The organism is Helicobacter jaachi (assembly GCF_000763135.2).
Lineage (GTDB): Bacteria > Campylobacterota > Campylobacteria > Campylobacterales > Helicobacteraceae > Helicobacter_C > Helicobacter_C jaachi.
Genome location: NZ_JRPR02000001.1, coordinates 458447 through 478568, shown reverse-complemented (window position 1 = coordinate 478568; position 20122 = coordinate 458447). Strand labels below are relative to the sequence as shown.

Annotated in this window: 21 protein-coding genes; 5 read left to right on the top strand and 16 right to left on the bottom strand. The window is 39.0% G+C overall.

The window, feature by feature from the left end:
- Positions 1 to 5: 5 nt before the first annotated feature.
- From LS71_RS02425 to LS71_RS02355, 15 genes are all read right to left on the bottom strand, one after another.
- Positions 6 to 1373 carry an MBL fold metallo-hydrolase gene (locus LS71_RS02425; RefSeq protein ID WP_052057885.1) on the bottom strand — a complete coding sequence of 456 codons (1368 nt, stop codon included), beginning with the start codon at positions 1371 to 1373 and terminating at the stop codon, positions 6 to 8.
- Positions 1358 to 2536 carry an alpha-D-ribose 1-methylphosphonate 5-triphosphate diphosphatase gene (locus LS71_RS02420; RefSeq protein WP_052057887.1) on the bottom strand — a complete coding sequence of 393 codons (1179 nt, stop codon included), beginning with the start codon at positions 2534 to 2536 and terminating at the stop codon, positions 1358 to 1360. The genes LS71_RS02425 and LS71_RS02420 overlap by 16 nt, the downstream gene beginning before the upstream one ends.
- Positions 2533 to 3219 (bottom strand): phosphonate C-P lyase system protein PhnL, encoded by a 687-nt coding sequence (phnL, locus tag LS71_RS02415; protein ID WP_034353405.1) that lies wholly within the window; start codon positions 3217 to 3219, stop codon positions 2533 to 2535. The genes LS71_RS02420 and phnL overlap by 4 nt, the downstream gene beginning before the upstream one ends.
- 19 nt (positions 3220 to 3238) lie before the next feature.
- Positions 3239 to 4084, bottom strand: coding sequence for an ATP-binding cassette domain-containing protein (locus LS71_RS02410; RefSeq protein WP_034353407.1), 846 nt, complete (start codon positions 4082 to 4084; stop codon positions 3239 to 3241).
- A complete protein-coding gene (locus LS71_RS02405) occupies positions 4081 to 4920 on the bottom strand; it encodes an alpha-D-ribose 1-methylphosphonate 5-phosphate C-P-lyase PhnJ (RefSeq protein WP_034353409.1) in 840 nt (279 codons plus the stop codon). Before LS71_RS02405 ends, LS71_RS02410 begins: the two co-directional genes overlap by 4 nt.
- On the bottom strand, positions 4913 to 6007 hold the full coding sequence (locus LS71_RS02400) for a carbon-phosphorus lyase complex subunit PhnI (protein WP_052057889.1): 1095 nt from the start codon (positions 6005 to 6007) through the stop codon (positions 4913 to 4915). Before LS71_RS02400 ends, LS71_RS02405 begins: the two co-directional genes overlap by 8 nt.
- Complete coding sequence (locus LS71_RS02395; RefSeq protein WP_034353410.1) at positions 6007 to 6546, bottom strand: phosphonate C-P lyase system protein PhnH; 540 nt, start codon at positions 6544 to 6546, stop codon at positions 6007 to 6009. Before LS71_RS02395 ends, LS71_RS02400 begins: the two co-directional genes overlap by 1 nt.
- 25 nt (positions 6547 to 6571) lie before the next feature.
- Positions 6572 to 7006, bottom strand: a complete 435-nt coding sequence (locus LS71_RS02390; RefSeq protein ID WP_034353413.1) for a phosphonate C-P lyase system protein PhnG — start codon at positions 7004 to 7006, stop codon at positions 6572 to 6574.
- A gap of 9 nt (positions 7007 to 7015) precedes the next feature.
- Positions 7016 to 7897 carry a phosphonate ABC transporter, permease protein PhnE gene (gene phnE / locus LS71_RS02385; protein ID WP_034353414.1) on the bottom strand — a complete coding sequence of 294 codons (882 nt, stop codon included), beginning with the start codon at positions 7895 to 7897 and terminating at the stop codon, positions 7016 to 7018.
- A 25-nt stretch (positions 7898 to 7922) separates the two neighbouring features.
- Complete coding sequence (gene phnD, locus LS71_RS02380; protein WP_034353417.1) at positions 7923 to 8777, bottom strand: phosphonate ABC transporter substrate-binding protein; 855 nt, start codon at positions 8775 to 8777, stop codon at positions 7923 to 7925.
- A gap of 46 nt (positions 8778 to 8823) precedes the next feature.
- Positions 8824 to 9555, bottom strand: a complete 732-nt coding sequence (phnC, locus tag LS71_RS02375) for a phosphonate ABC transporter ATP-binding protein (protein ID WP_238700277.1) — start codon at positions 9553 to 9555, stop codon at positions 8824 to 8826.
- Between the two features lie 126 nt (positions 9556 to 9681).
- The gene (locus LS71_RS02370) at positions 9682 to 10596 is read right to left on the bottom strand and encodes a hypothetical protein (protein WP_238700276.1); all 915 of its coding nucleotides are present in this window, start codon (positions 10594 to 10596) and stop codon (positions 9682 to 9684) included.
- Positions 10586 to 11824, bottom strand: coding sequence for a replication-associated recombination protein A (locus LS71_RS02365; RefSeq protein WP_034353421.1), 1239 nt, complete (start codon positions 11822 to 11824; stop codon positions 10586 to 10588). Before LS71_RS02365 ends, LS71_RS02370 begins: the two co-directional genes overlap by 11 nt.
- A gap of 6 nt (positions 11825 to 11830) precedes the next feature.
- Positions 11831 to 12193 (bottom strand): heat shock protein transcriptional repressor HspR, encoded by a 363-nt coding sequence (locus tag LS71_RS02360; RefSeq protein ID WP_034353423.1) that lies wholly within the window; start codon positions 12191 to 12193, stop codon positions 11831 to 11833.
- Between the two features lie 16 nt (positions 12194 to 12209).
- On the bottom strand, positions 12210 to 13127 hold the full coding sequence (locus tag LS71_RS02355; RefSeq protein ID WP_034353426.1) for a DnaJ family protein: 918 nt from the start codon (positions 13125 to 13127) through the stop codon (positions 12210 to 12212).
- A 165-nt stretch (positions 13128 to 13292) separates the two neighbouring features.
- Between LS71_RS02355 and LS71_RS02350 the strand changes: the two genes are divergently transcribed.
- Positions 13293 to 16196: a RecB-like helicase gene (locus LS71_RS02350; RefSeq protein ID WP_034353428.1), complete on the top strand. Its 2904-nt coding sequence runs from the start codon at positions 13293 to 13295 to the stop codon at positions 16194 to 16196.
- 109 nt (positions 16197 to 16305) lie between these two features.
- Here LS71_RS02350 and LS71_RS02345 read toward each other — a convergent pair whose 3' ends face one another.
- Entirely contained in the window at positions 16306 to 17145 is an 840-nt protein-coding gene (locus tag LS71_RS02345; RefSeq protein ID WP_052057891.1) for a hypothetical protein, read from the bottom strand.
- A 204-nt stretch (positions 17146 to 17349) separates the two neighbouring features.
- On the opposite strand from LS71_RS02345, the gene metK reads away from it, so the two are divergent.
- The 4 genes from metK to fliE all read left to right on the top strand — a co-directional run bounded on the left by metK (position 17350) and on the right by fliE (position 20122).
- On the top strand, positions 17350 to 18510 hold the full coding sequence (gene metK / locus LS71_RS02340; RefSeq protein ID WP_034353431.1) for a methionine adenosyltransferase: 1161 nt from the start codon (positions 17350 to 17352) through the stop codon (positions 18508 to 18510).
- A gap of 320 nt (positions 18511 to 18830) precedes the next feature.
- On the top strand, positions 18831 to 19265 hold the full coding sequence (gene flgB, locus LS71_RS02335; RefSeq protein ID WP_034353434.1) for a flagellar basal body rod protein FlgB: 435 nt from the start codon (positions 18831 to 18833) through the stop codon (positions 19263 to 19265).
- A 10-nt stretch (positions 19266 to 19275) separates the two neighbouring features.
- Positions 19276 to 19767: a flagellar basal body rod protein FlgC gene (flgC, locus tag LS71_RS02330; protein ID WP_034353437.1), complete on the top strand. Its 492-nt coding sequence runs from the start codon at positions 19276 to 19278 to the stop codon at positions 19765 to 19767.
- Positions 19768 to 19816: 49 nt separating this feature from the next.
- Positions 19817 to 20122 (top strand): flagellar hook-basal body complex protein FliE, encoded by a 306-nt coding sequence (fliE, locus tag LS71_RS02325; RefSeq protein ID WP_034353440.1) that lies wholly within the window; start codon positions 19817 to 19819, stop codon positions 20120 to 20122.

Here is a 20122-nt window from a genome sequence, read left to right as displayed (position 1 = left end):
AAAGCTTATAGCACATATTCATAGCGTAAATTTTGGGTAGATAAAGATTGCAAAATACGATGTGAAATATGCATTAGTCGTGCGGTTTTGGGCTTTAGGGTATCGATGATGTGCTGGGCTTCAAGATAGCTTAAATGATTTGGTGAATCCTTTTTTGGCTTTTGTGATAAATCATTAGATTCTATAAATGCGCCCGCGTCAATGTAGCAAATATCGATATTTTTGCTTTTTAAAAAATCCATTGAATCTTTTTTCAAACCAGCGCAATCTGTAAGATACGCGATATTTTCGCTTTTAGATTCTATAAAATAGCCAAAAGTTGGCTTTGAGTGGATTAGTGGCAGTGCAGTAAAAGTTATATGCTTAATTTTCACACTCTCAAATGGCTTTAGGGCTTTATAAATAATATTTTTTTTATGCTTAAATAAATCGCCAAAGCCTTGCTCATCGCTTGGGTGATAGCAAATAATTTTATCTTTACTATACCGCAGTCTTAATAGCCCCAAAGCGTGGTCAGCGTGGAAATGCGTAAGAAAAATCGCAGCAATTTTATTACCATCAAAAATATTACTAATCTCATCAATGCCACAATCAAGCAAGATAAACTTAGAATCTAATGTTAAAAAAGCACAGGTTGAAAGGTTTTTTTTATTTTCTTTTCGATATTTTTCACACGCTTTGCAGTTGCAATTATGCACAGGAATAGCCCCGCTATCACTTGAGCCTAAAAAATATAGAATCTTTGAAGGATTATTGCTTGGTGTAAAAAAATTAAAAGGATTTTTAGAATCTATAAAATCTTGCAAATTAGATTCTATATAATCTTTGCTAAAATCGCTACTAGCGGCAATAGATTGTATTAAATCGCAAAATTTCTTGCCACATTGCGTAAAATTTCTTGCGTTATTAAAGCGAGTTAGATTGCGCGCTTTAACCTTTTTTTTAGCCATTTTTAGCCTGTGTTCTATTTGGTTAGAATCTTCTCGCCCACGCGCTTCAAGTCGCTGTTTAAGAAGTGATAAAGGCACATAAATTTCAATTACATACACATTTTTAAATTTAGATTCAAAATCCTTAATTGCCTCGCGTGAGATAGAAATAATATTTATGCAATTAGGCTTTATAAAATGCTTGGGTATGCCGTAATGATGAGCATTTGCCTCCCATTTACTAATAAAAAAATTATCCAAAAGATTAAAGCTCGCTGTATCTATAAAGAAATTTTTCTCATTATTATCAGGGATTCTATCAATAAATCGCTGCACAAAATTAAAGCTCGCATTATCTTTAAAATGTTTTTTAGCAACATTTAAAAGGCTATCTTTACCAGCGCCACTGGCACCGACAATAAGTATAATTACGCTATTTTGCATGGTTTAGAATCTACTTTGAAATCTTTAATCTTAAAATCAAGTATGCTATATACACTTTTGCCATTTTTTATACACCATAGCACTTCTGGGACTTCGCCCTCTTTTACTACCAAAATATCGGCGTTTTTCCCTTCTTTAATCTCGCCTCTGTCATTTAGCCCTACTGCTTTTGCAGGTGTGGAGCTAATCATTGCATAAGCCTTTTCTAGTGGAATATGTGCATTGTTTTTTGCCACGATAAAGGCACTAAGGAGCATTGAGCTTGGGTGATAATCTGAGCAAAGATAGCTACACGCGCCCTCTTTTATTAAATCTTGCGCGCTTACATTGCCACTTTGAGAGCCGCCGCGCACGACATTTGGCGCGCCCATACCTGTGATGCTGCCTTTTAGTTTAGCGTATTTTGCGACTTCAAGGCTAAGTGGAAACTCTGAAATGCGAATGCCCCATTCTATAAGCATATCAAGCTTTTCTTTGCAGTCATCATCATGGCTTAAAAGCGCTATATGCTTTTCCTTAGCTTTTTGCAATAATGTGTTTATACACTCCCAGTCTTTTTCTTTTATACGCTTTTGCATAAGTTCATTAATTGTATCCTCGCTCCAGCCGTGATGTTTGCGGTAATAATTTGCCAAAGATTCTATACTTTTAAACTGCCCTTGCCCTGGCGTGTGGTCCATTATCGATAAAATATCAATAAGATTAGATTTAAAGCATTCATATAAATCATCTAAAGATTCTAAAGAGCTAATCTCAAAGCGCGCATGGATTAAGTTATCCACTAAAAATTCATTACTTCTTTGCATTTTTGCAAGCAATTCTATTTGCTCTCTTGCAAGTTTTGAATTTCTATGCTTGCTTGGATTTTCCTCAAAGCCTATGGCGTGATACATAGTAGTAATGCCTGCCATGGCTAGCTTTTTATCAAGATTTTTAAATGCAAAAGCAAGCGGGAAATTCGCATTTGGGCGTGGCTCAATTTCTTTTTCTAATGCATCAGAGTGTAAATCTACAATGCCTGGAAGCACCAGATTTTCACCTACATCAATTGCTTCTTTAGCATTATCATAAGGCTTTATAGATTCTATAATTTTGCCTTTAATCTCTATATTTGCTGGGATAAATTTATCATTTACCAATACTTTTTTACTACGAATTATCATTTTATCTCTCCTATATCATAGATATTATCACTAATTGCCTCCATGCTCTCTTTATCATGGAATATGCCTATCATGCTAATGCCCTTCTTTTTAAGCACGCGTAATTGCTCTAGCACTTTGGCGCGATTTTCTTTATCAAGTGAGGCGGTTGGCTCATCTAATAAAAGTAATTTTTTAGGCGCGATAATGCCTTTTGCGATATTAACTCGCTGCTGCTCACCACCGCTAAAAGTAAGGGGCGAAATATCAAATAAAGATTCTTTAATGCCAAAAAAGCTAAGCATTTCTCTAGCCTTTTCTCTAGCCTTATTTTCACTCTCACCTTGCATAATAAGCGGATTTGCTACGATATTTAGCGCAGAGATTCTAGGCAGCACTTGCAAAAATTGCGAGACATAGCCAATGTAGCGCTCGCGTAAATCTAGCACCTCGCTATCACTTGCTTTTGTGATTGAGGCGATAAATGTGCCATTATCATAAAAATCTATATCCCCGCCACTTGGCAAATATGAGCGATAAAGCACCTTTAAAATCGAGCTTTTCCCACTCCCACTTTTACCTGCAATAGAGAGAAACTCGCCTTTTTTCAATGTAAAATTAATATTTTTAAAGCCGCTAATCTCCACGCCCCCGCGTGTGTGTGCGATAAAATGTTTGCTTAGATTTTTGACTTCTAATACCATTGCTTCTCCTTAAAAATACTTACAAAATGCTTGAAACTAAAAGCTGCGTGTAAGCGTGCTGCGGGTCTTGCAAGATTTGGTCGCTTAAACCTTGCTCTATAATTTGCCCATTTTTCATAACAATACATAAATCCGTTAAGTGCTTTATTACGCCTAAATCATGGCTTACTACAATCATTGCAAAGCCAATTTGCTTTTGCAAGGCTTTAATTAAATCTAAAATCTTTGCTTGCACGGATAAATCTAAGCCCGTTGTAGGCTCATCTAATAATAATAATCTAGGATTTGCCGCTAGGGCTTTAGCAATTTGGATTCTTTGCTGCTGACCGCCGCTAAATGTATCAGGATAATCATCAATGCGAGAAGGCGGAATTTCTGTTTTATGCAAATAATTTAATGCTCCATTTCTAATTTCTTCAAAATTTTTACACCCGCTCATAATAATTTTTTCTGCGATATTCCCACCTGCGCTAAAGTAGTAGTTTAAGCCAAGTCGTGGATTTTGATAAATCATTGATAGAATCTTATTGCGTAAAAGGCTTAATTCATTAAGATTAGATTCTAAAATATTTTTATTGCCATCATAAAAATCGCTTAAATAAATCTCTCCGCTACTTGCTTTGACATCTTGATAGAGCAGTTGTAAAAGTGTGCTTTTCCCACTCCCACTCTCGCCTACAATGCCTAGCACCTCGCCACTTTTTAAATCTAAATTGACATTATTTACACCCACCACACTGCCACAATGCGAGCAAATAGAAGAGTTAAAAGCCGCGCCACTTAAATCTAAACAATGCCCACAGATGCCCTTAGCAGAGGGAAATATCTTACTTAAATTGCGGATTTTTAAAATATGCTTTTTCATAATAATCCCTTTTTTTGCAAAGTCTTATCACAATAAGAAGTATCGCTGCAAAAATACTGCTTTTTCCCGTAAGCATCTAAAATCACATCTAAAAATACATCAGTATTTCCACATCTTTGACACGCATGCCCTCCAAAGCTCTCCACTCTAAATGCCCTATCATCAAATTTTAGCGGCTCTACTTTAGTATATGGCGGAATGGCATAGATTTTTTTCTCCCTACCTGCGCCAAAGAGCTGAAGTGCTGCGGAGTGATTTAGCTTTGGCGTATCATATCGCGGAATAGGGCTAGGGTCCATAGCATAACGATTATTTACTATCACAGGATAGCGATTTGAGATTCTACTATCGCCTAAAATGGCAGTATCTTCATATAAAAGCACCCATAACTTAGCATAATCCGCGTGCGCGTGCATTTCCTTAGCCTTAGCGGTATTAGATTCTACAATCTCTAGCACATCAGGGGTTGGCACTTGAAATATTAGAATCTGCCCTTGCTTTAATCGCTCCTCTGGGATTCTATGTCGCGTTTGTATAAGTGTGGCTTGTGTGGTATCTGTGGTAGTTTGCACATCAGTGGTAGCCACGATAAAATTTTTAAGATTTAGCGCATTTACGCTCTCATCGCTACCTTGGTCGATTACTTTAAGCGTATCATTTTCATTAATAAGCGATAATGTAAGCTGCAAGCCCCCAGTCCCCCAGCCCTTTGCCATAGGCATTTCACGCGAGGCAAATGATACTAGATAGCCAGGGATTGCTATGGCTTTAAGTATGCTGCGGCGGATTTCTTTTTTTGCTTCTTCATCTAAAAAGGCGTATTTTGTGTTATTCATCGCTATCCTTTGTTGTGCTAGATTCTATATTTGTGTTATTAGATTCTCTAAATTTCTTAGCATTTTCAAATACTTGCAAAATCGCTTGAAATGTCACATAATGCGGCAGTTTGTAATGATTACTAAAGCCCATAGAATCTACGCCATCAATATGATGTAATATCATCTCGCAGCTTGAGGCAAAGTGCGTGTCATTTTCTCTATGCTTTACCGCATAAAGATTTAAGTCCAAAATCCCCATACAAATTGCCTTTGTCTCATTAAAGCCAAAGCAAAAGCCAAAGCCAGTATTAAGCTTCACACTCCCATCAAGCTGCTTTTCTACCTCGCCCACGCACTCAACCGCACTCACTTCAATTTCACCAATAATTACTTCATTATTAGTAAGTGGGTGGGTAAATTTCACCTCCACACTCCCTAATCTTAAATCACCAATCGTTGGGTGTATATCGCCATAGCCACGCATAGAAGTATAAGCAAAGCCTAGCATTGAGCCACACTCTCCTCTACTCATTGCCTGCATCATCGCACTACGCGAATAAGGAGGATTTGGAAAAGTGCGTGTAATATCATCAGGCTGTTTATCTTTTTGCTGTTTTTTAATAAATCCTAGCTCACGCAGTGCGTCCATAGCGGAGCGTATTTTTTTATCTTTAGAATCTAAATTGCTAGATTCTAACTTAGTAGAATATTTTAAATCTATAGAATCTAAAAGCTTTATTTGATAATCATTACTAGGTCCTAGAATCTGCCCGCCCTCAATATCCTTAAACGCCGAGCTAATACGTCTAACAAGTCGCATATCATTAGTATCAATCATCTTTGCCTCGCCAATTCGCTGACAAGAGCTACGATGCGCACGCAGGAAAAAAGCAGCATTTAGCGTATCGCCACTTGATTTAATTAATGCCTTAGCCGCTAGCTTTTTACTATATAAACTCCCCTCACTCATCACTCTATCCACGCCTAAGCGCATAGATTCTATAATTACATCAATATCTAACTTCTCATTCACAAAGGTATTATTAAAAAACTCTAGTGAATGTCTAATAGCATTCTCACCGCCCTTAATTGCTACAAATCCCATTACACAGCCTCCAGTTTTGTCGTGCGCGATAAGGCTAGTATCTCGCCATTTTGCGTATTAAGGCAATATAGCTCAAAGCCCATAGGAAAATTTGCATTATGCTTTAGAATCTCTTTTATAATCTCATTATCTAATGGATATTTTTGCATACTCTCACCATCAATGCCAGCACCTTTTAGTCTATACTCAAATAATGGCGTATTTAAACCATAGCAATAAATAATACTCGCACTAAACTCAGGGTCTTTAAAACTCCCTTTTTTAATGCTGCTAATCATATTAGAATCTATATTGTGCGTAAATATATAATCTGCATTTTCTATATTTTCTAACTTTGCATTACAAATATTATTTAATAAATAAAAGTCAGAATCTGTCAAATTTATAAAGCTTACCTCGCTATATAAAAGCGTGCTAGCAATTGCTAAAGTGTAAGAATCAAATGCTTTTTGTATCTTATGACTTGTGCCAGGCATCGCTAAAGCATTGCAAATTGCCCTAAAATTATGCCTATTTAAATATGTCAAATCTTTACTCATTTTATTCCTTTTGCCACTATAGAATCTACATTAATTCAAACTGCACTTTTGTAGAATCTATTTTTTTATTTTCCTCTTGTTGTGCTAAATTTATACTCTCTTTTGTTGCCTTTGCTAGATTAAAGATTTCTTTGCTTAAATTATCTTTTAAATCCATTCCTATATATGAGTCAATAATGGCAAGATTTAGTGCGTATTGCGCGTTATCATCTAGCACCATAGCCCAGCCTTGCGCTTTTATAGAATCTTTATGCAAACAAATAAGGCTAGTAGTAACTAGCACCTCCCCACCATAAAAGCTACCATCACTAATAGGGTCTTTTACCGGCAAAAGTAGCATTTGCTGCGTTGGAGCTAATAGTATTTCTACCTTAAAATCCTTTTTTATAGAATCTACAATCTCTAGTATAGAATCTAAACTCGCATTTTGCAAAATAAAATTTAAATCCTCCCTTTTCATTCACACTCCTTAAATATATCTTTTGCGAATAATTGCAGAGATTTTATCCACGATAAATACCACTGCTACGATAATGATTAAAATCGTGCAAACACTGCCATTCTCAAAGGCGCGAATCTTATCAAAAAGATAAAATCCAATCCCACCAGCCCCAACAAATCCTAATATAGAAGCAGAGCGCACATCGCTTTCAAATCGATATAAAATCATGCTGACATAATGCGGCATAGTCTGTGGCAATATCGCATAAATTAGCACTTTAAAAAAGCCAACTCCCATAGATTCTAAAGCCTTAATAGGACCGCTATCAATGCTTTCATTTCCTTCACTTAAAAGCTTTGCTAAAGTCCCTGCAGTATGCACGGCTAGTGCTAAAATCCCAGCCATAGGACCAAGTCCCACAGCAGAGACAAATATTAACGCCCACACGATTTCATTAATGGAGCGGCACACATTTGCAAACAAAGTCGCACAAAAATATAGAATCTTTTTTAGCGCAATAAACACAAAACTTTGCTGAGGGAACATAATCTCTAAAATATTTCTTGAAGCAAACCAAGAGAGCGGCACAGCGATAATAACAGATAGCACAAGCGCAATCACTGCCATTTCCAACGTCTCAAGCATCGCTAATAAATATGTCTTAATCTCACCTAAATCATAGCTAGGGCTAAAATATGAGCTATTTGGTATATCTTTATTCCCAGATAAATAGCTAATCATATTTCCCCAGCCATGAATTAGCGCACTAAAGCTCATCTGCGTATCTATCCAGCTTTGCGCGATTATATAAAGCACCACGACGGCAATAAGCAGATTAAGCGGCTTAAAGGGCGAGGAGCTTTTTTGCAATTCCTTAACATCAGGCAAGAGTTTTGGCTGATTTGACATAGTGCTTTCCTTAAAATGTTTAAGACTATTTGCCCTTAGCTTTCATAAGCTCTCTAATCACATCATAATCGCTGTCTTTACCCACGATAAAGCCACCATTTTTAATGGCATCAAGCGTTTGCTTGTCTTTAATGTTGATAAATGTATTTTGAATTTTATCTTTCAAATCTTGTGGCAAGTCTTTGCGTGCGGCAATAGCAGCGCCTACGATTAAATCTGAAGTCCATATTACATTAAAATCATCTTTTTTCCAGCCTTTGCCTATGCCTTTTTGGAAATCTAAATCATTAGTTGCAGCGCCATCAAGCCTGCCTGCTTTCACGCTAAGGATAGAAGCCTCATGCCCGCCTGAATAAATCACTTTTGAGAAATATTTTTGTGGGTCAATGCCTATTTTTTTGAAATACACGCTTGGCACGAGTGTGCCGCTTGTAGAGTTAGGGTCTGTAAAAGCAAAAGTTTTACCCTTTAATTGCTCTAAGGTAGTAAGCTTACTATCTTTTTTGGTGATGATAATGCTGTGATAGCCCGCTATGCCTTGTGTATTCACTTCTGTAGCAAGCACTTCTGCATTTGCCCTTAGTGCTGCTTGCACATAAGATTCTGGACCAAAATATGCTAGCTGCACATGGTTATACTGCATAGCTGTAATCACGCCCGCATAGTCATTAACAAATTTTAAATTAACTTTCATACCCAAATCTTTCTCTAGCCTTTTTACCACAGGACCCCACATAGCCTCCATAGAGCTAGAGCCAGCCACAGGGATAACAGCAAAGTTTAGCTCCTTTATCTCTTTAGCGTGCAGCGTGCAAGCAAAAAGCATTAAAGCCACTATTTTTACTAAGCCAAAGCCTACATTATAGAATCTAGCAAACATATTTCACCTCACTTGTTAAATTTTAAAATCCACACAGATTCTAAGCCTATTTCTTAGAATCTGTATAAATTCTCTCAATAGCAGCCTCGTTTAAATCCTTAGGCTTCCCATCAAAGATAAGTCGCCCATTATTTAGCCCAATAATGCGTTGGCAATATTCCTTTGCATAATCTAAATGGTGCAAATTTGCAATGATATTAACATGATAGGTTTCATTCACTTTTTTTAGAATCTCCATAACCTTTGTCGCACTTTTCACATCAAGTGCAGATATTGGCTCATCAGCTAAAATAATCTTAGGATTTCCCATAAGTGCCCGTGCAATCGCTACGCGCTGCCGTTGCCCTCCACTTAGCTCATCGCAACGCTTTAGCGAGTATTTTTCAATATCCACAATATCCATAAATTCTTTAGCGCGTTTAATCTCTTTTTCTTTATAATATCGTATGAAAGCGCGTGGCATAGGCAATTCTTTTAGCATACCGCTAATGACATTATCAAGCACACTTAGCCTATCCACAAGACAATATCCTTGAAAAATAATGCCAATTTCCTGCCTTATATGCGTTAGTTCTTTTTTCTTAAGCTTTTTCATATCATGCTTTAAGACATAAAAGCTACCATCAAAGACTTTAATCCCTCCAGCAATGCTCATCAAAAGCGTGCTTTTCCCCGCACCACTAGGACCAATGATGCCAACAAACTCACCTTTTTTGATTTTTAGATTAAAATCCTTTAGAATCTTTTCTTTACGATAGCCTAAGGTTAAATCTTTCATTTCGATTATCATTTGTTGCCCTAAATGTAGGATTTTGGCAGGCATTGTAAAGAAAAGTTGTAAGATAGAATCTATGATTTTGTAAAATCAATGTAATGTTAAAAAGCTCTATTAATGGGTTTAATTTTACAAATTTTGCAGCGGCTCAAGTTCTTGTTTTTTAGTCGCATCAAGGAATACATACCCAAATGAAAGCGAAAATCCCACAAACACATTGCTTCCTAGTTGGTCAATATGTCGCCCCTGCAGCGCGTAATATTTAATAAAAGGCGCTAGAGAGAGCTTTTTATACAGCTTAGTATCCACACGCACTTCAAATTCAAGCTGATAGAGCGGATTATACAAATCATCAGCAGTGCTATGCAGATAGTGGCGGAAGTTGGTGTAATAATAAAGTTTAGAATCTGGACTAAAAGCATACTCAAATCTTATGCCACCCTCCCAACCATAATTCTCCGCACTTCTTTGTAAGCCAAAATCTTTTTCAGTAAAAGCATTCAAATGCAAATCTTTAACATAAATGCCATCAAAAAGCTTCATACCCATATTTAAGCGTGTAATTTGGCGTCTATTTTCAAAGCCTGTTTGATAATTTGCTCGAATAAAAGGACCCACTTCAAAGCCTCCTACAAGTGTAGGCACATACCAGATTCTATGCGTGTAGTCTGTGGAAAGCAAGATTCTATCAATAGTAGTGTTGCTAATGCGCTCATTCCCCCTTACAAGCGTCGTGCGCCCATATTCTGCTAGAGCTGAGTTAAAAAATACAAAGCGTGCTGAGTAAAAATCAAGCCCCATATCAAAATACCCCTGCCCGATAAGTTGAGAATCCCCGCTAATGCGGCTATCTGAAAAACTTGCGTATGCTGTTTGCCCCTCCACCGAAGTAGAGCTAAGATTGATTGCTACGCGCTTAAGCTCGGCATTCCAACCTCTTTTATCTGGATTTATATCAATGCCTACAGGTGCGCCATACACGCCCACTGCGCAGCACATCACAATTAAGCATTTTTTTATGCCCTCACTCATTTTATTTTTCATCTTCTCTCTCATCTTGGGCTTGTTTGGCTTGCTGTGTGATTTTAATAAGCCACTCATTAAGCGTTTTCTCAAAACCTTTTGGGCTAGATTCTATAAATGTTAAGGGCTGCGTGAGATAATCCTGCTGCACCCACCCGCCAAAATCATGCGGATACAAATAATGTTTGCTATCTGGCATAATATGCTCTGGCACATCTAACACACAGCCATTTTTTACAGAATCTAGCGCCTTATTTATGGCATTATACGCGCTATTGCTTTTAGGTGAAGAAGCAAGATAAATCACGCATTGAGAAAGGATAATGCGAGATTCTGGATAGCCAATTTGTCCCACTGCCACAAGCGTGCTAGTAGCGAGATTAAGCGCGTTTGGATTAGCATTGCCAATATCTTCACTAGCCAAAATCACTAGCCTGCGTGCGATAAATTCGGGGTTTTCCGCGCCTGCGATGAGACGCGCTAAATAATAAATGCTCGCATTCACATCACTGCCGCGTATAGATTTAATAAGCGCGCTAATAAGGCTATAGTGCGTCTGCTCATCGCTCGTGCCATCATGGAGCGCATATGGGCGCAAAGCACGCACACACTCAAGCGTAATATGCTTATACCCCGCACTTATAGCCCCATCAAGCAAATTAAGCATAGCGCGTGCATCGCCACCGCTTGAGCTAATGAGATAATCTCTAGCCTTAGATTCTAAAGTGATGTGTTTGTTAAAATGATTTGCCACATACAAAAGTGCGCGCGTTAGAATAGAATCTAGCTGCTTAGCTGGAATGGGTGTAAGCTCAAAGATAAAGCTGCGCGAGCGAATAGCGTTAGTTAGAGTATGAAAAGGGTTATAAGTGCTTGCCCCAAAAATAATCGCGCTATAAGATTCCATAATGGGCAAAAGCACTTCTTGCTGATTTTTGCTTAATCTATGCACCTCATCAATAAAAATAAGCGGCTGATACAAGCTGCCCTCATAGCTTTTTATAAACTGGCGCAAATCCTCGATTTTAAAGCTTGTAGCGTTAAATGAGGCAAATGGCTTATCGCATTGTTTTGCCACAATTTGCGCAAGTGTAGTCTTGCCACTACCCGGAGGTCCATAAAAAAAGCAATGCGCTAGGGCATTATTTTTTAGCATATTAAAAAATGGGCTTTTATCGCATAAAATATGCTCCTGGGCAGCAAAGTCCTCCAAAGTATGAGGACGCAGCAAAGCAGCTAGATTGAGCAAAATATCCTACTTTTTTTGAAATAAAATAATCTCATAAGAGCTTTGATGTGTCTTTAACACATTGCTACTGCCCTTGTGCTTGGCAAGATTTTCTCTTAAATCCCCTGTCATTTTATCAAGCTCATCAAGCCTCTCTTTAAGGCGCAAAATAATATCTACGCCTGCTAGATTAACCCCCATATCGCGTGTGAGGCGCAAAATAGTCTTAATCTTATCAATATCGCGCTGCGAATACAGGCGCATTTTCCCATCTGTGCGACCGGGCTGTATAAGCCCCTCCTTTTCATACTGGCGCAGGGTTTGAGGGTGGATTTCAAGTATTTTAGCCACCACACTTATAAGATACACAGGTTCATCATAGCTATACATTGGCACTCCTTTTATTTCATAGTTGCTCTTGGAGCATTTTTTGAAGTTCTGGACTTAGAGAATCTAAACTTGGCAAAATGATATTTGCCCTCACATACAAATCCCCCATAACTCCGCTTTTGCGATTTTTAATCCCCTTACCTTTAATGCGGAATTTTTGGTTATTTTTGGTATTTGGAGGAATGGTGAGCGTTACTTCTTTATCAAGCGTGGATAATGCCACTTTACCGCCAAAAAGAGCTGTTTTTAGCGGTATGTCAATATTTTTATACAAATCATCTCCATCGCGCTCATATTCTTTAGAATCTAGCACCTGCACTTTTAAAAGTAAGTCTCCACTGCGCCCATTTTGTGAATTTCCCTTGCCTTTTAGGCGAATAGTCTCTCCATTTTTTAATCCTAGCGGAATTTTAATATCAAAGCTCCCACTGCGCCCGCTGTAATGATAGCTCCCGCCTAGTGCTGCGCTCTCAAATGGAATTTGAATGCTCTCTTGCACATCAAGATTTGGCTCATCAAAGCCGCCAAAGCCAAAATTATCCCAACTACTGCCAAACATACCGCCGCTTTTGCCTCCAGCGCCTTTACCACCACCAAAACTAAAACTCCCGCTGCTGCCCGCGCCAAAGCCACCTTGCCCAAAGATAGATGATAAAATATCATCAAGATTGACATTGCTGCCTTGCGCGCGAGAAAAGTCATGGAAATTCTGCCCGCCAAACATCGCATCGCCAAAGCGGTCATACTGCGCTTTTTTGTTTTCATCACTTAGGACTTCATACGCGGCATTAATTTCTTTAAACTTCTCCTCCGCGCCGGGGTCTTTATTAATATCTGGGTGATATTTACGCGCTAATTTGCGATAAGCCTTTTTAATCTCATCGCTTGAGGCATTTTCACTAATTTGTAATGTATCATAAAGACTTTTTGACATATTTGCTCCTTTTGCATCACTTAAGATTCTAAAAATAAATAAATTTAAGTGTTATTCTATCATAAAAGTTTAGCAAAGTGTAATCAAGGTTTAAAATTAAAATTTCATAGGCTATACTTAGAATTTTACTTTGGCATTTTATTTCATTTATTTTAAGGTTTAAATGTGCAAGATACTCACTCACAAAACACACAAGAGCAGTTTCTAGCCCTCAAGGCTTCAGCAGGTAGCGGCAAGACTTTTAGCCTCTCTTTGCGCTTTATTTATCTTTTATTCCAAGGGGCAAATCCGCATCAGATTCTCACCCTCACATTTACCAAAAAAGCTTCAAATGAAATGCGCCATAGAATCTACTTTCATCTAAAAAGCCTTTATGAAAGCATACAAAGGGGGGATTTTGCGCAAAATGATGTATATCAAACGCTTAAAAGCAAAGGCTTAAGCGATGAGATAATGCAACAAAATATCGCGCGCATTTACGCGGAGTTTAAGCAAAGTAATCCGCGCATAGAGACTATTGATGCCTTTTTTAATGCTGTGCTTAAAAAATTTTGCTGGTATGTAGGCATTTCTGCTTATTTTGAAATAGGTGAATTATCCAATCAAGCGCTATATGAGCAGTTTTTAAGCATGCTAAGCGCGCAGGATTTAAGCGATTGCGCGCAACTGTGCTTTTATGATGGGGCAATAAGTTTAAAAAAATTTTTAGAAATGCTAAGCGAATTTTGTTTTTTGCCCCATGAAGTCGCAGCGCAGTTTGCAGATGTAGATTATGATGTGCAAGAGCTAGCACAAATTGAAGCGCAGATTCTAGAAAAAATGCAAGTCATTCATAATTTTATTAATAAGCAGCCTGATATTCACGGGAGGGCTAGAAATTTATTTAATAAATCCTCTGTAAGCAAGATTTTAGAATCTACGCCCAATATGCTCCTGCAGTGGAGAAATCACACCTATTTACAAAAGCTTGCCACATCAAGTTTGCTTGATGACACACGCGATGAGATATTAAATCTTTTAATGCGCTATTTTACTATTAAAGAGGGGCAGCTCTTTGCACGCTATGGCAAGTATCTACAGACTTTTAAACGCGCCAAAACGCATCAAATAAGAAGCCAAAATCTCTTAAGCTTTAATGATGTGATGATACATAATTATGAATTGCTTAAAGTCCATACCGATAGGGATTTTTTCCACTTTCGGCTTGATGATAAAATCGCGCATATTTTGCTTGATGAATTTCAAGACACAAGCATTATGCAATATCAGATTCTAACGCCCATAATTAAGGAGATAACATCTGGTGAGGGGCGCATAGGCGATAGAAGCGTGTTTATCGTAGGCGATGAAAAGCAGAGCATCTATCGATTTCGCGGCAGTTTTTTGGGTGTATTTGAAGCAGCCACAAAAAATATGCACATACAGAATCTGCCCTATAACTACCGCTCAAAACCGCGCGTTATTGACTTTAATAACGCCACATTTGAGCCATATTTTAATCACTACATTCATCAGCAATATCCCTCTAAGCAAGAACATCTAAATGATGGCTATGTGCGTATATTTGAGGCAAGTTTAGACAATCAAGCCCTGCAAGAAAGGGTATATACCGAGCTTATGGCGCTATTAGATAAGGGCGCAAACCCAAATGATATTGCTATTTTAACTTTCAAAAATGATGATATACAAAGCATTAAAGAATATATCCAAGCCAAAAGCGCACATTTAAGCATCATCACAGAAGAAAGTTCCTCACTTTTTGATAAAACAGAAGTAAAAATCCTCCTTTGTGCGCTTGAATATATCACACTGCGCGCTAAAATGCTAGCAGATAATCCCTCATTACATCTTAGTAAAAGCGACATACAAGCCGCGCTAAAACTTTGTGAAAAAAAAATAATAAAGCTCTTAGGTAAGCCCTACGCGCAAGATGTGGCATTAGCCCAGCAATTTCCCTCTCTCACACTGCCTAGCACCACTTTGCCTGCAACTGCTTTGCTTGCTTTGATTGAAGAGTTTAATATCGCGCAAAGCACTTCGCTTAGGCTTTTAGAATTAAGCTGCGCATATAATAACATTGCAGATTTTTTAGATATGTGCTTTTCATCAAGAATTAGCGCGCCTAGCTCAAGTAATGAGGGCATAAAGATGATGACTATTCATAAATCAAAGGGCTTGGAATTTGAATATGTCATTTTGTGCGATAACCTAAGTGGGCAAAGAGGCGATACGCAATCGCTTATTTTTGCCTATGATGAGGCAAAAATCGCGCGCATTTATCGCAAAATTAAAAATCGCGAGCATTTTGATAGCGCATACAAGCAGGCTCTAGAGGAGCATAAAATACATATCCAGCAAGAAAAATACAATCTACTCTACGTGGCATTCACCCGTGCAAAGCATGGACTAAGCATTATAAAAAAGCATCAATCCAGTATGTTTGATATACTTAATCTCTCTCCGCGCTGTGATGAGATAAGCATACTAGATTCTATACCTGCGCAAACTCATATACAAAATCCTCCTCGCATAATTCTTGAGCAAATGCACTCACTTGGCACACAAAGTGATTTCATTAAACAAGATGAGCTTTTGCATAAAGACATCACTACACCGCAGCAGTGGCGCAATATTATCTTTGGATACGCCTTGCATAGCGCCTTTGAGCTATATTTGGGCTATGATATGCCGCGTGTAGATATAGAGCATATTTTATTCAATCGCTATGGCTTTGCACTCAATGCCAAAAGCATAGCTCAAGCCCTACATTACGCAACAACATGCATACAAAATGCTTTTTTTACGCAGCTTAGAAGCGCAAAGGATATTATGTGCGAAGTGAGATTTATCACGCAAGGGCGCTTGTATCGTATAGATACGCTTTTGTGTGGGGAGAAAGAGTGCATTATCCTTGATTATAAAAGTAGCGCAAATGAGCAAGCCCTGCAAGCAAAACAAGTGCAAATGTATATGCAAGTTTTAGAATCTATCTATCAAACAAAGGCTATACGAGGCTTTATTGTCTATCCGCTTAAACATACAAACGAGCAATTCTATGAGGTGCATTAGTCCCGCATTGACACAACTTGGCGTAAATGGATATTATTTGGATTCTATAAAACACGCGAAATTGCATAGATTTACAAAGCCTAAGCCTTGCAAATCTTAAAAAAGCCGCTTATTTCTGTAGTTCTTTTGCTACATCAGTCACCTTACCAGTTTTTAAATCAATGCGATAAATTTCCCTTAGCACATTCCCACTAAAGCCAATCTCCACGATAGAAACGCTATTAAAGCTTGCCTTTATGCCATCTGTAATAACGCCATTTAGCTCATTTGCCAAATCTGTAAGCTCATTTTCAATATTTGCATTTAAATCCATCATACTATAGCTAAGCGTAATATGCGGGCGATACATGCGCTCCTCTTTGCCATTTTTGGTGCGATTAAGCCCACTCACGCCCAATTCTTCAATTTGTGATTTTGCTTCTGGGCTAGAATCCTTATAAATGCTCCCACTCACGCGAGGCAATGGAGAATCTCGTAAAGGTGTTAGAGCCTTAACCGCTTCTGCGTTAAAGGCAGCAATCGCCTCATAGCCCGCATTTTTATCCACATTTATATCAAACCACCAAGGCATACTTGAATTTTTTGATGCTTTTATAAAAGCAAATTTTTTCAGAGTGAGATTAAAAGGTTTTGGTGGCTTTGGCAGGGCTTTAAGCATTTTTTGCGGCAAAGTCGTATCTTTTGTATGCAAATGTAGCACGGTAATATGCGGGATATTTGTGCGATTTAGCGCATCAAAAACCTTGTTTTGCACCAATATTTCACGCAATGGACCATTTGAGACTGAAAGCACCTTTGACATAGGCGCTTCAGGCACTACATAAACAAGCCCATAAGTCTTATAGTGTTTGCCCAAATCACTGCCTTTAAGACTTGAATTATCTACAGCATCTGCACTAAGCGCAAACACACCAAAACCAAATAGGAAAGACAAAAATCTTTTTTTCATAAATGCTCCTTGACTAAAGTGAATGCCACTCTAAGACATTGTGGCTTGCGGGATTGTAGGGCAGCTATGTAAAATGCGCTAAATTTAAACATTAATAGAATGTAAAAATTAATAAAATTCAAAAAATCAAAATTACAATATGTATATTTAAAATTTTGTGCTAATCTTTTCAAATTATTTTAAGTAAAACAAAAGGGCAAAACTATGCAACAATCATTTCTTTTCACTTCGGAATCTGTGACAGAAGGGCACCCAGACAAGATGGCAGACCAAATCAGCGATGCCGTGCTAGACTACATTATCGCGCGCGATAAAAAGGCGCGTGTGGCGTGCGAGACGCTTGTGAGTAATGGCTTTTGCGTGATTGCCGGCGAGCTAAAGACTAGCGTGTATGCGCCTATGCAGGAGATTGCGCGTAAGGTCGTCCAAGAGATTGGCTACACTGACGCGCTGTATGGCTTTGATTATCGCTCTGCTGCGGTTTTGAATGGCATCGGGGAGCAAAGCCCTGATATTAATCAAGGCGTGGATAGGGAGGATGGCGAGATTGGCGCAGGCGACCAGGGCTTGATGTTTGGCTATGCGTGTCGCGAGACGCCAGAGCTTATGCCGCTGCCTATTTGGCTTTCACACCGCTTGGCGGAGGGCTTGGCTAAAAAGCGTAAAGATGGCAGTCTCCCATTTTTGCGTCCTGATGGGAAAACGCAGGTTACCGTGCGATACGAAAATGGCGCGCCAAAAAGCATTGATACGATTGTGATTTCTACCCAGCACAGCCCTGAGACGCAGCAGTCGCACTTAAAGGAAGCCGTGATTGAGGAAATCGTGCAAAAAGTCCTGCCGCCGCAGTATTTAAGCGATAATATCCGCTATTTTGTCAATCCCACGGGCAAGTTTGTAATCGGCGGTCCGCAGGGCGATGCGGGGCTAACCGGGCGTAAAATCATCGTGGATACTTACGGCGGGAGCTGTCCGCATGGCGGCGGTGCGTTTAGCGGGAAAGACCCTAGCAAAGTGGATAGGAGTGCGGCGTATGCGGCGCGATATGTCGCCAAAAATCTTGTGGCAAGTGGCGTGTGCGATAAGGCAATCGTGCAGGTGGCGTATGCTATCGGCGTAGTCGAGCCAGTCTCGATATTTGTAAATACGCAAGGCAGCGGACGCATAGAAGATTCTGTGCTAACAGAGTGCGTGAAACGCGTCTTTCGCCTAACCCCTAAAGGCATTATAGAATCTTTAGATTTACTGCGCCCCATATATCAAAAGACTGCAGCCTACGGACACTTCGGACGCGAACTACCTGAATTCAGCTGGGAGAAGACAGATAAAGTCGAGGAGATAAGGGAGTTTTGCGGCGTGAAGTAAGCAAGCCGCAAAATAACTTATGCCATAGTAGATTCTATAATTTCCACGCTGTTGCTTTTTATAAAAAGCCGCGCGGTCTTGCGTGAGATAAGTAAAGCTCATTTCACGCGCCTAAAGTATAAAGTTATAGCTGCTTAAAGCATCTATCAACTTGTTTTTTAAGGTTAGATTCTATAACTCATATTCATTTGTAATCACATTGTCACAAAAAAGCATAGCAAAGAATAATTTAAGGAAAATGAGTTTGGGTAATATATGCCACTTTGGAATATATTTTGCTTATATCTGTCATATAAAACTCCAAAAGAAAAGGGTTGCAAATGGCTATTGCAGATATCTCAAAAGTTTATCCTGTAGTTTATAAGGCGCTTGACTATCGCTCAATCCGCCAAGATATGATTGCCTCAAATATTGCCAATGTCGATACCCCATTCTATCGCCCTAAAGATGTGAATTTCGAGCAGTATTTGGCGCGAGAAAATAAAAAGATTTTTGGAAGCGGTGAGCGCAGCTATAAGCTTGAACTTGCAAAAACTTCAAGCAAACACCTCGATAGCAGGCGTATTCATAAGGATAGCGCGACTATGTTTTGGCGCGATGGGCATTTGGCAAAAAATGATGGCAATAGCGTGGATTTAGATGTAGAGACAAGTGAAATGGGCAAAAATAGCACCATGTATCAAGCCCTAACAAGCGCGCTCAAGCGCCACAAGGGCATTTTTGCCTACGCTTTAGATTCTGGAAGAAATATTTAAGGAGTGAATGATGTTTTTATCAAGCTTTGATATTAGCGGCTATGGACTTTCTGCGCAAAGGGTGCGCGTTAATACCATTTCGTCAAATATTGCTAATGCCAACACCACGCGCACTGATGAGGGCGGACCATACCGCAGGAGAGAAGTGGTATTCCGCGCGTTTGATTTTAATAAAGTTCTCAACGAAAAATTGGGAAAAAATAACCAACAGCTTAAATACGAAGACCCATTAAATGAGGGCGATTTGGGAAAAGAACCAAAACCTGCTATAATGAGCGTTTATATCCAAAAAATCGCGCGCGATGATAGGGAGCCACTTATGAAATACGACCCAAGCCACCCTGATGCTAATTCTGAAGGCTATGTCGCTTATCCTAATGTTAATCCCGTTGTCGAAATGGCCGATTTGATAGAAGCGACAAGGGCTTATCAAGCCAATGTTGCGGCGTTTCAAAGTGCAAAAAATATGGCAGGTAACGCCATTACGATGTTTCAAGCATAAGGCTTAGAAGCAAAAGAGCGAGATTAAAAGAGTTAAAGAGGAGAGGCAGATGGCTAATCAATTTGGTGTAATCACAAACAACATTCAAAGCATACAAAATAAAGGCGTCGAGCAAGCCCAAAATAAGCAAGATGGGCTTGATTTTATTAACACGCTTAAAAGCTCCATTGAGGAAGTCAATACAGAACAGCAAGTATCTGAAAAGGCACTAGCAGATATGGCAAGCGGGCAAGTGAAAGATTTGCACCAAGCAGCCATCGCCATTAATCGCGCAGAAAGTAGCATGAAAGTAATGCTTGAAGTGAGAAATAAAGCCATTAACGCCTACAAAGAAATCCTAAGAACCCAAATCTAA